Below are 13,746 nucleotides of genomic sequence, written 5' to 3' on the forward strand. Positions count from 1 at the left end.
CTTACACTGTGTCCCGCGGTAGTCACCAAGGGACGCGACCATGAGCAACCAACATCCGCCCGCCGGCGCCGCGCCCGACACGCCCGAGGCCTGGCAGGCCACGCGAGCCCAGACGGCGCTGGCCACTCAGTTCATGCGGGACCCGGACGCCTACCTGTCCGACGAGAAGAAGGAGATCGGTCGCCAGGTCGGCGCCAACGAACGCGAGTTGTTCGTCTCCTGCGCTCCTCCCGAAGCGCTCCAGCAGCAGTTCGACCACGTCAACCCGGAATTCATTGCCGTGCACGACGTCGGCACGACCTCGTCGCGGCGCTTGCTCACCGGCATCGCCGCGGCCAGCAACCGTGCGGTGCAGAAGCTCTTCATCCGGCGGCAGGGCTACGGCACCGCACTGGCCACGCTGGAATTCGTCGAACTGCCCACGTCCGACGGTTCGAAGCTGATGATGTTCTCTACCGAGGCCGATGCGGACACGTCGTCTCGCCAGGGCCTGGCGCGCACCCTGCTCGCGAACAGCCGGCTCGGCGTCGTGATGGTCGGGGAACTGCCCAGCCACGCGCTGGAAGCGGCCTTCAAGCCGCTGCGCGACGAGATCCTGGCCGGCACCTGGTCCAACCGGCACCTGCTGGTCTTGCCGCTGTCCGGCGGCAGCACCGTGGCCACGCTCGCGGCCGAGATGGGCCGCGGCACGGGCGTCGATGTGCGCACGACACCTCAGGTGACGCGCCCCGCCGACGCCTGGGGTTTCATCAACGGCACCTGGGCGCGCATCCGCGAGCATCTGCCGCCTTCGCGCGGCACGCCGCCACCCGCACCGCGCGGCGGAAACTTTCCCCGCGTGGCGGCGGCGCCTGCCGAGCCGGCGAGCCCGGCGCAGGCCCCGTTGGCCATGCGCCCGATGCCGGCCGTGCCGACTTCGCGGGCCCGCGCCCCCGACAACGCCATGTCGTCGGGGCTGCTCGATCGCTACGTGCACCAGCTCAGCGAACTCACCGGCATGGTGAGCTGTTGCGTATTCGAACTCTCCAGCGGCCGCTCGGTCGCCCATGCCGGCGCCAGCCCGGGTGCGGACGATCTCGCCATGCACGGCACCGAACTGCTCAGCTCCATCGCCGGCACCTGCCGTGCGCTGGGACTCGGCCACGCGATCCCCGATGCCGCCATCACGCTCGGCGCGCATCACCTGCTGCTGCGCGCGGTGCCCAAGCACCCCGGCATGGCGCTGCATGCCGTGCTCGACAAGACACACGCCAACCTGACGCTGGCACGCCTGCAGGTTCAGCGCATGGACGCGCTGTTCGACGAGCAGCCGGGGGCCTGAGCCACCCGGCGGCCGCGAGCGCCGTCAGTGCACGACACGCCCGAAGCGGAACTCGCCGCTTTCCACATCGACCGGGATCACGTCCTTCGGGCCAAACCGGCCCTCGAGGATGAGCTTGGCCACCGGGTTCTCGATGCGCTGCTGGATCGCCCGCTTGAGCGGACGCGCACCGAACACCGGGTCGAAGCCGGCTTTCGCCAGTTCGGCCAGCGCCTGAGGTGAGACCTCGAGCTTCATGTCCATCTTCTCGAGCCGCGACTCCAGCACCTTGAGCTGGATCTTCGCGATCGCCGCGATGTTCTGCTCGTCGAGCGCGTGGAACACCACTGTCTCGTCGATCCGGTTCAGGAACTCCGGGCGGAAGTGCTGCTTCACCTCGATCCACACCGCCTCGCGGATGTCTTCGCTCGGCTGCCCGGCCATCTGCATGATCTGGTGCGAGCCGAGGTTGCTGGTCATCACGATGACGGTGTTCTTGAAGTCGACCGTGCGGCCTTGCCCGTCAGTGAGCCGGCCATCGTCGAGCACCTGCAACAGCACGTTGAAGACGTCCGGGTGCGCCTTCTCGACCTCGTCGAGCAGCAGCACGCTGTAGGGCTTGCGGCGCACCGCCTCGGTCAGGTAGCCGCCTTCGTCGTAGCCCACGTAGCCCGGGGGCGCACCGATCATGCGGGCCACCGAGTGCTTCTCCATGAACTCGCTCATGTCCAGGCGGATGAGGTGCTCCTCGCTGTCGAACAGGAAGTTCGCCAGCGCCTTGCACAGCTCGGTCTTGCCCACGCCGGTGGGCCCGAGGAACAGGAACGAGCCGGTGGGCCGGTTCGGATCCGACAGGCCCGAGCGCGAGCGGCGGATGGCGTTGGCCACCGCGGTGATGGCCTCGTCCTGGCCGATCACGCGCTCGTGCAGCTTGGTCTCCATCTGCAGCAGCTTGTCGCGTTCGCCCTGCATCAGCTTGGACACCGGAATACCGGTGGCGCGCGCCACCACCTCGGCGATCTCCTCGGCGCCGACATGCGTGCGCAGCAGTTGCGGCCGGCTCTTGTCGGTGCCCTTCTTCAGCTCCTTCGTCTGCGCGTCCTTGAGCTGCTTTTCGAGTTCCGGCAGCTTGCCGTACTGCAACTCGGCAACCTTGTTGAAGTCGCCCTTGCGCTTGAGTTCCTCGATCTGGAACTTCATCTGCTCGATCTCCTTGCGAACGTGCTCGGTCCCCTGAGCCGCCGCCTTCTCCGCCTTCCAGATCTCCTCGAGGTCGTTGTACTGTCGCTGGAGCTTGAGCAGTTCCTCTTCGATCAGGTCGAAGCGCTTCTGCGAACCTTCGTCCTTCTCCCTGCGCACCGCCTCGCGCTCGATCTTCAGCTGGATCATGCGGCGGTCGAGCTTGTCCATCACCTCCGGCTTGGAGTCGATCTCGATCTTGATCTTCGAGGCGGCCTCGTCGATCAGGTCGATCGCCTTGTCGGGCAGGAATCGGTCGGTGATGTAGCGGTGGCTGAGCTCCGCCGCGGCGACGATCGCCGGGTCGGTGATTTCCACGCCGTGGTGGACTTCGTACTTCTCCTGCAGGCCGCGCAGGATGGCGATGGTCGCCTCCACCGTCGGCTCGCCCACCAGGATTTTCTGGAAGCGGCGCTCCAGCGCGGCGTCCTTCTCGATGTACTTGCGGTACTCGTCGAGCGTGGTTGCGCCGACGCAGTGCAGTTCGCCGCGCGCGAGCGCCGGCTTGAGCATGTTGCCCGCGTCCATCGCGCCCTCGGCCTTGCCGGCGCCGACCATCGTGTGCAGTTCGTCGATGAAGACGATGGTCTGCCCTTCGTCCTGCGACAGCTCCTTGAGCACGTTCTTCAGGCGCTCCTCGAACTCGCCGCGGTACTTGGCGCCGGCCAGCAGCATGGCCATGTCCAGCGACAGCACCCGCTTGCCCTTGAGCGAATCGGGCACCTCGCCGGCGACGATGCGCTGCGCCAGACCTTCGACGATCGCCGTCTTGCCCACGCCCGGCTCGCCGATCAGCACCGGGTTGTTCTTGGTGCGGCGCTGCAGCACCTGGATGGCGCGGCGGATCTCGTCGTCGCGGCCGATCACCGGGTCGAGCTTGCCCTTGCGGGCGCGCTCGGTCAGGTCGATCGTGTACTTCTTCAGCGCCTCGCGCTGCCCTTCGGCTTCGGCGCTGTCGACCTTCTGGCCGCCGCGCACCGCGTCGATGGCCGTCTCCAGGCCCTTGCGGGTCAGGCCGTGGCCGCGCACGATGCCGGCCAGGTCGGTCTTGGCCTCCGACAGCGCGAGCAGGAACATCTCGCTGGCAATGAACTGGTCGCCTCGCTTGCTGGCTTCCTTCTCGGCGCCCTGCAAGAGCGACACGAGGTCGCGCCCGGCCCCCACCGGCTCGCCGCCCTGAACCTGCGGCAGGCCGTTGAGCGCGGTGTCCACCGCCGTCTGCAAGGCCGGAAGGCGCACGCCGGCGCGCTCGAGCAGCGCGCGCGGACCCTCGTCCTGCGCGAGCATCGCGGCAAGCACGTGCACCGGCTCGATGTACGGGTTGTCGCGGGTCACGGCAAGGCTCTGGGCCTCGGCGAGGGCCTGCTGGAACTGGCTGGTCAACTTGTCCTGTCGCATGGATAACCTCCGATTGCGAGGGATTTGAGGCGGCCGGGCCGCCATTTCAAGTCTTGGCTCGCACCCGCAGACGCTGCGGGTGTGCGGAAGATCAACCCAGCAGCGTATCGAGCAGCTTGAATCCCAGCGCCGCGCAGGCCAGCGCGCCCAGCAGGTGGGCCAGCGAGTGGCCAGCGGCCAGCCCCCATTGCCCGCGCTGCAGCAGCAGGAGAGACTCGGCCGAGAACGACGAGAAGGTCGTCAAGCCGCCGAGGAAGCCGGTGACCAGCAGCAGGCGCAGCATCTCGTTGGGGCTGCGCTCGAACCAGGCCAACGCCATGCCGATGAGCAGCCCGCCGACGGCGTTGACGAACAGCGTGCCCAGCGGAAAACCGGCCCAGCGCGCGTTCAGCCACAGCCCGGCGCCCCAGCGCGCCAGCGCCCCGATGGCGGCGCCGGCGGCGACCGCCAGCACCTGCAGCCACATCGCGACCCCGCTCACGCCACCGGCCCGGCGTTGCCTGCGTCGATGCCCCAGCGTGCCAGCGCCGCGTCGTCGCTGACACGGGCATCGACCCAGCGCGCGCCCTCCGGCGTGTGCTCCTTCTTCCAGAAGGGCGCCTGCGTCTTCAGGTAATCCATCAGGAACTCGCAGGCCTGGAAGGCCGAGCCGCGGTGCGCCGATGTCACGGCGACCATCACGATCTGGTCGAGCGGCGCCAGCGGGCCGACACGGTGGATGACCCGCGCGGCGCGGATGTCGAAGCGCTTGAACGCCTCGTCGATCATCGCCTCGATGGCCTTCTCGGTCATGCCGGGGTAGTGCTCCAGTTCCATCGAGCTGACGCCCAGGCCGTCGTTGCGGTCGCGGACCGTGCCGACGAAGCTGGCCACCGCGCCGACGCCCGGATCGGCCGCGCGCAGCGACGCCACTTCGGCGCCGAGGTCGAAATCGGCCGTCTGGATGCTGACACGCGGCGCCGCCATGCTCAGCCCCCGGTGACCGGCGGGAAGAAGGCCAGTTCGGCGCCCTCGGCCAGCGGCGCCGTCTCTTCGCACAAGGCCTGGTTCAGCGCGCTGCGCAGCGCACGGCCACGGGCCAGAGCGCCGGCATGGGCCGCCCCACGGGAGATCAGCGCATCGCGCGCCGCGGCCACGGTGGCGCCGTCGGGCAGCTCGATCGTCTCGCCCGAGCCAAGCGCCTCGCGGATGGAGGCGAAGTAGCGCACCTGGATCTTCATGACAGCAGTTCCGCGAAGGACAGGAAGGCGACCGTGTCACCCTTGCGGATGGCCTGCCCGGAAGGATTGTCCACCACGCCGTCGGCCCACACGGCCGAGGTGAGCACGCCGGAGCTCTGGTTGGCGAACAGCTCGAGCCCGCCAACTTCGTTGCGGCGCGCACGCAGGAACTCGCGGCGCTTGTCGGGCCTGGACCAGTCGAAGTCGGCCCGCATCGGCGTCGCGAGTGGCGCGGCTGCCGGGGCGCCCTGCAAGGCCATCAGCACCGGGCGGACCGCCAGCGCGAACGTTAGGAAACTGGACACCGGATTGCCCGGCAAGCCCATGAACCAGGCATTCGAGCCGTCCGCACGGCGCACCTCGCCGAAGGCCAGCGGCTTGCCGGGCTTCATGGCGATCTGCCAGAGGTCGATGCGCCCCTCGGCCTGGACCGCCGGGCGCAGATGGTCTTCCTCGCCCACCGACACCCCGCCCGAGGTGACGATCAGGTCGTTGCCCTGCGCGGCCTCGCGCAGCGCCGCACGCGTCGCATCGAGCCGGTCGGGCACGATGCCCAGGTCGTTGCAATCGCAGCCCAGCGCCTGGACGAGTCCACGCAGCGTGAAGCGGTTGGAGTTGTAGATCGCGCCGGGCTTGAGCGGCTGGCCCGGCATCACCAGTTCGTCGCCGGTCGAGAACAGCGCCACCCGCGGGCGGCGCGACACCGTCAGGCGCCCTGCGCCCACCGAGGCCGCCAGGCCCAGCGCCTGCGGCGTGAGCCGCGTGCCGGCCGGCAGCACGACGGCGCCGTGTTTCACATCTTCGCCGCGGCGGCGGATCCACTGGCCGGGCTGCGGCACGACGTTGACGCGCACCGCATCGCCCACCGCTTCGCACTGCTCCTGCATGACCACGGCATCAGCGCCGGCCGGCACGTGCGCGCCAGTGAAGATGCGTGCAGCGGTGCCGGGTTCCAGCGGACGACCGACCACACCGGCCGGGATGCGCTGGCTCACGGGCAGCAGCACGCCCTCGGCCGGAACGTCGGCACAGCGCAGCGCATAGCCGTCCATCGAAGTGTTGTCGGCCGGCGGCACGTCGAGCGCCGAGCTGACTGCCGTCGCCAGCACGCGGCCGAGCGCGTCGAAGGTCGAGACCTCCTCGGTCTCAGCCAGCGGGCGGATCGAGCTCAGCAGCCGGCCGAGTGCTTCGTCCAGCGTCAGCATCGGCGGACGCGCCGTAGGCGTCGTCGAAGGGGGAGCGGTACTCATAGCGTGCGGGGTCGGCGAGCAGGAATTGGGTCACCGCGTCGGCATCGTTGAGGTCCAGCAACGGCAGGCCGGTGGGATGCGGCAGCCGCTCGGGACTGTCGGTGGCAATGGCGACGACGAAGGGATCGTTCGGGTACTGCGCCGGCTTGGCGGTGTCGGCGCGCCAGATCTCGATCTTCAGCACGTCGGCGCTCTTGAAGCCCTCGACCAGCACCCAGTCGCATTCGTAGAGCTCGGCGATGAGCTGGTGCACGGTCGGATCCTGGCGCACTTCGAACTCTCGGATCTTGGCGAGCCGGCGGTCGGAGGCGATCACCACCTCGAAAGCGCCGGCCTCGCGGTGGCGGTGCGAATCCTTGCCCGGATGATCGATGTCGAAGTCGTGGTGGGCATGCTTGACCACCGAGACCCGCTGGCCGGCCAGGCGCAGCCGCGCGATCACCTGCTCGACCAGGGTGGTCTTGCCCGAGCCGGAGAAGCCGCAGAAGCCGATGACCTTCATTCAGCCATTCTGGGCGATGTACTGCTTCACCGCCGCCACGTCCACCGGCATGACCTTGAACCGCTTGGGGAGTTGCTCGATGCCGCGCAGCGCGGTCGGACGGTCGGGCTCGCGGCCCAGCGCCTCGACGATGGTGGCCGAGAACTTGGCCGGCAAGGCGGTTTCGAGCACGATCATCGGCACGCCCGGGTCGCGGTGCTCGCGCGCCACCTTCAACCCGTCGGCCGTGTGCGTGTCGATGACCGTGCCGCAACGCTGCGCGGTGTCGCGGATCGTGGCCAGCCGGTCGGCATGCGAGCTGCTGCCGGAGACGAAGCCGTACTCGGCGATGCGGGCGAATTCCGCCGGTGTGACGCTGAAGGCGCCCTTCTTGGCGATCTCGTCGTGGAACAGCTGCTTCGTGCGCTGCGCATCGCTGCCGAGCAGGTCGAAAACGAAACGCTCGAAGTTCGAGGCCTTGCTGATGTCCATCGACGGGCTCGAGGTCTCGTGCGTCTCGGCGCTGCCGCGCACGCGGTAGGTGCCGGTGCGGAAGAACTCGTCGAGCACGTTGTTCTCGTTGGTGGCCAGCACCAGGCGCTTGATCGGCAGACCCATCATGCGCGCCACGTGGCCGGCGCAGATGTTGCCGAAGTTGCCAGAAGGCACGGCGAAGCTGACCTGCTGATCGTTCGAGCGCGTGGCCTGGAAGTAGCCGGCGAAGTAATAGACGACCTGCGCCAGCAGCCGCGCCCAGTTGATCGAGTTGACGGTGCCGATCTTCCAGCGGCGCTTGAACTCGAGGTCGTTGGAGACGGCCTTGACGATGTCCTGGCAGTCGTCGAACACGCCTTCGACGGCGATGTTGTGGATGTTCGCGTCCTGCAGGCTGAACATCTGCGCCTGCTGGAACGGGCTCATGCGGCCATTCGGGCTGAGCATGAAGACCTTGACGCCCTGCTTGCCGCGCATCGCGTACTCGGCGGCGCTGCCGGTGTCGCCGGAAGTGGCGCCGAGGATGTTCAGCGTCTGGCCACGGCGCGCGAGCTCGTACTCGAACAGCGCGCCGAGCAGTTGCATCGCCATGTCCTTGAAGGCCAGCGTCGGGCCGTTGGACAGCGCCTCGAGGTACAGGCCGTCTTCGAGCTTCTTCAGCGGCGTGATCTCGCGTGTGCCGAATACCCGCTCGGTATAGGTCTGCGAAACCAGGCGTTTCAGGTCGGCGGCCGGAATGTCGTCGATGTACAGCGACAGCATCTCGAAGGCCAGGTCGGCATACGACAGGCCGCGCCAACGCGCCAGAGTCGCAGCATCGACCTTGGGGTAGTGCGTGGGCAGGTACAGGCCGCCATCCGGCGCCAGGCCCTCGAGCAGGATCTCGGAGAAGCCGCGCAGCGTCTGGTCGCCGCGCGTGCTGATGTATTTCACTTCAGTTCTTCCTTGCGGATGCGCACAATGGGCGCGAGCACGGTCGGCAGCGCCTGCATCTGCGCGATGGCCTTGTTCATCTCGCCCTCGAGGGTGTCGTGGGTGAGGATGATCACGTCGGTCTGCGCCTCGCCCTCGGCGGACTCGCGCTGCAGCAGCGCGTCGATCGAGATGCCGTGCTCGGCCAGGATGCCGGTGATGCGCGCCAGCACGCCGGCCTGGTCGGCCACCTGCAGGCGCAGGTAGAACGAGGTCACCACCTCGGCCATCGGCAGGATCGGCGTGTCCTGCATCGCGCCGGGCTGGAAGGCCAGGTAGGGCACACGGTGGTTCGGGTCGGCGGTGTGCAGCCGGGTGATATCCACCAGGTCGGCGATCACGGCCGAGGCGGTCGGCTCGGCGCCGGCGCCCTTGCCGTAGTACAGCGTGGTGCCGACGGCGTCGCCGTGCACGACGACCGCGTTCATCGCACCCTCGACATTGGCGATGAGGCGCGTCGACGGGATCAGCGTCGGGTGCACGCGCAGCTCGATGCCCTTCTCGCGCCGCTTGGTGATGCCCAGCAGCTTGATGCGGTAGCCGAGCTGCTCGGCATAGCGGATGTCGGCCGCCTGCAGCTTGGTGATGCCTTCGACGTGCGCCTTGTCGAACTGCACCGGGATGCCGAAGGCGATGGCGCTCATGATGGTCGCCTTGTGCGCCGCATCCACGCCCTCGATGTCGAAGGTCGGGTCGGACTCGGCGTAGCCCAGGCGCTGCGCCTCCTTCAGCACCACGCCGAAATCCAGGCCCTTGGCACGCATCTCCGACAGGATGAAGTTGGTCGTGCCGTTGATGATGCCGGCGATCCATTCGATGCGGTTGGCCGTCAGGCCCTCGCGCAGCGCCTTGATGATCGGGATGCCGCCGGCCACGGCCGCCTCGAAGGCGACGACGACGCCCTTCTCGCGCGCCGCCGCGAAGATCTCGCTGCCGTGCACCGCCAGCAGCGCCTTGTTGGCCGTGACCACATGCTTGCCCGCGGCGATGGCTTCCATCACCAGCGTGCGCGCGATGCCGTAGCCGCCGATCAGCTCGACGACGATGTCGATCTCGGGGTTGGCGATGACCTGGCGCGCGTCGCTGACCACCTGCGCCGCGTCGCCGACGATGGCCTTGGCGCGCGCGGTGTCCAGGTCGGCCACCATGGTGATGCGGATGCCGCGGCCGGCGCGACGCTGGATCTCTTCCTGGTTGCGCTGCAGCACGTTGAACGTACCGCTGCCGACGGTGCCGATGCCGAGCAGGCCGACTTGGATAGGCTTCATGTTCATCAAACCGTGTGACGTTTGCGGTAGTGCTCGAGGAAGCGGGCGATGCGCCCGATCGCTTCGGTGAGGTCGTCGGAGTTGGGCAGGAAGACCAGGCGGAAGTGGTCGGGAGTCGGCCAGTTGAAGCCGGTGCCCTGCACGATCAGCACCTTCTCCTCGGCAAGCAGTTCGTAGGCGAACTGCTGGTCGTCGGCGATCGGGTAGATCTTCGGGTCCAGGCGCGGGAACATGTACAGCGCCGCCTTCGGCTTGACGACGCTGACGCCGGGGATCTGCGAGAGCAGCTCGTAGGCCAGGTCTCGCTGGCGGCACAGCCGCCCGCCCGGCGCCACCAGGTCCTTGATGCTCTGGTAGCCGCCCAATGCGGTCTGGATCGCAAGCTGGCCCGGTGTGTTCGAACACAGGCGCATCGAGGCCAGCATGTTCAGGCCCTCGATGTAGTCCTTGGCGTGCTTCTTCTCGCCCGACACCACCATCCAGCCGGCGCGGTAGCCGCAGGAGCGGTAGTTCTTTGACAGGCCATTGAAGGTCAGGCACAGCACGTCGTCGGCCAGCGAGGCAATGCTGGTGTGCACGTTGCCGTCGTAGAGCGTCTTGTCGTAGATCTCGTCGGCCAGGATGATCAACTGGTGCTGGCGCGCCACCTCGATGATCTGCTTGAGCACGCTCTCGGGATAGAGCGCGCCGGTCGGGTTGTTCGGGTTGATGACGACGATCGCCTTGGTGTTGCTGGTCACCTTGCGCTTGATGTCCTCTATGTCGGGCATCCAGTCGGACTGCTCGTCGCACAGGTAATGCACCGGCGTGCCGCCGGACAGTGCCACCGAGGCGGTGTACAGCGGATAGTCGGGCGCCGGGATCAGCACCTCGTCGCCGGTGTTCAGCAGCGCGTTCAGGCTCATCGTGATGAGCTCGGAGGCGCCGTTGCCGAGGTAGACGTCGTCCACCGTCACGCCGCGGATGTGCTTTTCCTGCGTGTAGTGCACCACCGCCTTGCGCGGCGCGAACAGGCCCTTGCTGTCGGTGTAGCCGGCCGAGTGCGGCATGTTGCGGATCATGTCCTGCACGATCTCGTCCGGCGGCTCCAGCCCGAACACGGCAAGGTTGCCGATGTTCAGCTGGATGATCTTGTGGCCCTCTTCCTGCATCTGCCGGGCCTTGTCGAGCACGGGCCCGCGGATGTCGTAGCAGACATTGGCCAGCTTGCTCGACTTGGCGATGGGTTTCAAAGGGCCTCCTGAGGCAGTGTTGCGCTGCAAAACATAGAATTTAACCATGAAGATGCAGGCCGACCGCCCGGAGGGAAGCAACGCGATCACGCGCCACGGTGCCGAGGGCATAGTCGTCAACGGGCGGGAGCATCGCCACAACGTGCTCGTGCCATGGCGCGGCGAGGTGTTGCCCTGGGCCGTGAGCAGCTTCGACGCCCTCGACGAAGCCAGCTTCGAGGCGCTCATCGCTCTCGGGCCGGAGCTGGTGATCTTCGGCAGCGGCAGCCGCATCCGTTTTCCCCGGCCCGCGTTGCTCAAGGCACTCCTGGCGCGCCGCATCGGCTTCGAGGCGATGGACACCCCGGCCGCCTGCCGCACCTACAACGTGCTGCTCGGCGAAGGCCGCGCGGTAGTGGCTGCCCTGCTCTTCGAACGTGGGGGTTGAGCGCTTGCGCAAGGTAGCCTGAGCGGGTCAGGTTGTCGCAAGCCTTATAATTTGCGGCTACGCCCCGAAGGGCGCAATCGAGCAGCATACTCCATGACGCCAGCCCTCAATAAACCTCTTCCGGACTTTGAAGCGCTCGCCACGGGAGGCGTGAAGTTCACGCCGCAGGCCTTCACCGGCAAGATGGTCGTGCTGTATTTCTACCCCAAGGACAACACCCCCGGCTGCACCACCGAAGCGATGCAGTTCCGCGACCACCACAAGGACTTCCTCAAGGCAGGCGCCGTGGTGTTCGGCGTCTCGCGCGACAACATGGCCTCGCACGAGAAGTTCAAGCAGGCGCTCGAGCTGCCCTTCGAGCTGATCGCCGACACCGAAGAGAAGCTCTGCCACATGTTCGGCGTGGTCAAGAACAAGATCATGTACGGCAAGAAGGTCAAGGGCATCGAGCGCAGCACCTTCCTGATCGACGGCACCGGCATGCTGCGCGCCGAATGGCGAGGCCTGAAGGTGGCCGGCCACGTGGAAGAAGTGCTGAAGACGGTCAAGTCCCTCAAGTAGGCCTTCCGGCACACCGCATCGAGGCCGCCGCCCCCGTGGGGTTGGCGGCCTTGTTCCATCTTGTTGCCGGGCGGCGCAGGGGCAACGTTGAAGCGTCGTCGTTCTTGTGCATAATATTTTCATGCACGAGAGTCGTGACGCGAGTCGCAACACCGGTCTGCCCACCAAGCCGCACAGTCGACTGTGCGGCTTTTTTGTTTCCCAGCCGCACTGACACCCCTCCATGCCACTGCCGAAGCCGCCTGCCAAACGAGCCTCTCTCCTCACTCCGACCGATTTCGAATCGCAGGCCGCCACCAAACCGGGCAAACGTACGGCCCAGAGCCGCACCACCGCCGAGCCGGCCTCGCCGGCCGTGATGGACCTGTTCGACGCCTCCGCCGCCGCACCGCCGGTGATCGCCCGCGTGACGCCCCCGGCGCCTGTCGCGCAGAAGCCGGTGCGCGCCGCTGCCCAGGTGCGCCCACGCAAGCCGCGCGGCGAAGGCCCGGCCAGCCTGTTCGTGCTCGACACCAACGTGCTGATGCACGACCCGACCTCGCTGTTCCGCTTCGACGAGCACGACATCTACCTGCCGATGATCACGCTCGAGGAGCTCGACGGCCACAAGAAGGGCATGACCGAAGTGGCGCGCAACGCCCGCCAGGTCAGCCGCGACCTGGACGCGCTGGCGGCCAGCATGCCCACGCGCGATGCCTCGGGCATGTCCAGCGGCTTGCCGCTGAACGCCACCGGTCACCGGGAGGCGGCCGGCAAGCTGTTCTTCCAGACCAACCTGGTCAACGTCAGCCTGCCCGCCGGCCTGCCGCAGGGCAAGGCCGACAACCAGATCCTGGGCGTCGTGCAGGCCCTGCGCGAGCAGCAGCCGCAGCGCGACGTGGTGCTGGTGTCCAAGGACATCAACATGCGCATCAAGGCGCGTGCCCTGGGCCTGCCCGCGGAAGACTATTTCAACGACAAGACGCTGGACGACGGCGACCTGCTCTACACCGGCGTGCTGCCGCTGCCGGCCGACTTCTGGGAGCGCCATGGCAAGACCATGGAGAGCTGGCAGCAAGGCGGCCTGACGTATTACCGCATCAGCGGCCCGATGGTGCCAGTGCTGCTGGTCAACCAGTTCGTCTACCTCGAGGCCCCGGGTGCCGCGCCGCTGTACGCCAAGGTCACCGAGATCACCGGCAAGACCGCCGTGCTGCGCACGCTGCGCGAGTACACCCACGCGAAGAACGCGGTCTGGGGCGTCACCGCCCGCAACCGCGAACAGAACTTCGCGCTGAACCTGCTGATGGACCCGGAGTGCGACTTCATCACCCTGACCGGCACCGCTGGCACCGGCAAGACGCTGATGACGCTGGCCGCCGGCCTGAGCCAGGTGATGGACGACCGCCGCTACACCGAGATCATCGTCACCCGCGTGACCGTGCCCGTCGGTGAGGACATCGGCTTCCTGCCCGGCACCGAGGAAGAGAAGATGGGCCCGTGGATGGGCGCCCTCGACGACAACCTAGAAGTGCTCTCGCGCACCGACGGCGGCGCCGGCGAGTGGGGCCGCGCCGCCACCAACGACCTGGTGCGCAGCAAGATCAAGATCAAGAGCCTGAACTTCATGCGCGGGCGCACCTTCCTGAACAAGTTCGTCATCATCGACGAGGCGCAGAACCTCACGCCCAAGCAGATGAAGACGCTGATCACCCGCGCTGGCCCGGGCACCAAGATCATCTGCCTGGGCAACCTGGCGCAGATCGACACGCCTTACCTCACCGAAGGCAGCTCGGGCCTGACCTACGCGGTCGACCGCTTCAAGGGGTGGCCGCACAGCGGGCATGTCACGCTGGCGCGCGGCGAACGTTCCCGGCTGGCGGACTTCGCCTCCGAGGTGCTGTGAGGGCCTGAGGACGCGGCG

13 protein-coding genes are annotated in these 13,746 nt (G+C 67.6%); 4 read left to right on the plus strand and 9 right to left on the minus strand.

The features are described from left to right. The first annotated feature begins 40 nt into the window (after positions 1–40). A complete protein-coding gene (locus HZ992_RS10350) occupies positions 41–1,321 on the plus strand; it encodes a hypothetical protein (protein ID WP_209386558.1) in 1,281 nt (426 codons plus the stop codon). A 24-nt stretch (positions 1,322–1,345) separates the two neighbouring features. On the opposite strand, the gene clpB is transcribed toward HZ992_RS10350, so the two are convergent. The 9 genes from clpB to HZ992_RS10395 form a co-directional block, all read right to left on the minus strand. Then, complete coding sequence (clpB, locus tag HZ992_RS10355) at positions 1,346–3,937, minus strand: ATP-dependent chaperone ClpB (RefSeq protein WP_209386559.1); 2,592 nt, start codon at positions 3,935–3,937, stop codon at positions 1,346–1,348. A gap of 91 nt (positions 3,938–4,028) precedes the next feature. Then, positions 4,029–4,418, minus strand: a complete 390-nt coding sequence (gene crcB, locus HZ992_RS10360) for a fluoride efflux transporter CrcB (protein ID WP_371816805.1) — start codon at positions 4,416–4,418, stop codon at positions 4,029–4,031. Further along, complete coding sequence (gene moaE, locus HZ992_RS10365; RefSeq protein WP_209386560.1) at positions 4,415–4,903, minus strand: molybdopterin synthase catalytic subunit MoaE; 489 nt, start codon at positions 4,901–4,903, stop codon at positions 4,415–4,417. The genes crcB and moaE overlap by 4 nt, the downstream gene beginning before the upstream one ends. Before the next feature lie 2 nt (positions 4,904–4,905). Continuing rightward, positions 4,906–5,157, minus strand: coding sequence for a MoaD/ThiS family protein (locus HZ992_RS10370; RefSeq protein ID WP_209386561.1), 252 nt, complete (start codon positions 5,155–5,157; stop codon positions 4,906–4,908). Then, positions 5,154–6,362, minus strand: a complete 1,209-nt coding sequence (glp, locus tag HZ992_RS10375; RefSeq protein WP_209386562.1) for a molybdopterin molybdotransferase MoeA — start codon at positions 6,360–6,362, stop codon at positions 5,154–5,156. Before glp ends, HZ992_RS10370 begins: the two co-directional genes overlap by 4 nt. Further along, complete coding sequence (gene mobB, locus HZ992_RS10380; RefSeq protein WP_209386563.1) at positions 6,304–6,909, minus strand: molybdopterin-guanine dinucleotide biosynthesis protein B; 606 nt, start codon at positions 6,907–6,909, stop codon at positions 6,304–6,306. Before mobB ends, glp begins: the two co-directional genes overlap by 59 nt. Further along, entirely contained in the window at positions 6,910–8,316 is a 1,407-nt protein-coding gene (gene thrC, locus HZ992_RS10385) for a threonine synthase (RefSeq protein WP_209386564.1), read from the minus strand. It lies immediately after the preceding gene. Next, entirely contained in the window at positions 8,313–9,623 is a 1,311-nt protein-coding gene (locus tag HZ992_RS10390; RefSeq protein ID WP_209386565.1) for a homoserine dehydrogenase, read from the minus strand. The genes thrC and HZ992_RS10390 overlap by 4 nt, the downstream gene beginning before the upstream one ends. A gap of 5 nt (positions 9,624–9,628) precedes the next feature. Continuing rightward, positions 9,629–10,855 carry a pyridoxal phosphate-dependent aminotransferase gene (locus HZ992_RS10395; protein ID WP_209386566.1) on the minus strand — a complete coding sequence of 409 codons (1,227 nt, stop codon included), beginning with the start codon at positions 10,853–10,855 and terminating at the stop codon, positions 9,629–9,631. 46 nt (positions 10,856–10,901) lie between these two features. On the opposite strand from HZ992_RS10395, the gene HZ992_RS10400 reads away from it, so the two are divergent. The 3 genes from HZ992_RS10400 (at position 10,902) to HZ992_RS10410 (ending at position 13,728) form a co-directional block, all read left to right on the plus strand. Beyond that, complete coding sequence (locus HZ992_RS10400; protein ID WP_209386567.1) at positions 10,902–11,282, plus strand: Mth938-like domain-containing protein; 381 nt, start codon at positions 10,902–10,904, stop codon at positions 11,280–11,282. A 93-nt stretch (positions 11,283–11,375) separates the two neighbouring features. After that, positions 11,376–11,843, plus strand: a complete 468-nt coding sequence (locus tag HZ992_RS10405; protein ID WP_209386568.1) for a peroxiredoxin — start codon at positions 11,376–11,378, stop codon at positions 11,841–11,843. A 223-nt stretch (positions 11,844–12,066) separates the two neighbouring features. After that, positions 12,067–13,728: a PhoH family protein gene (locus tag HZ992_RS10410; RefSeq protein WP_209386569.1), complete on the plus strand. Its 1,662-nt coding sequence runs from the start codon at positions 12,067–12,069 to the stop codon at positions 13,726–13,728. The last annotated feature ends 18 nt before the right edge of the window (positions 13,729–13,746 follow it).

It is taken from the genome of Rhizobacter sp. AJA081-3, from assembly GCF_017795745.1.
In the GTDB taxonomy this organism is placed as follows: domain Bacteria; phylum Pseudomonadota; class Gammaproteobacteria; order Burkholderiales; family Burkholderiaceae_C; genus Piscinibacter.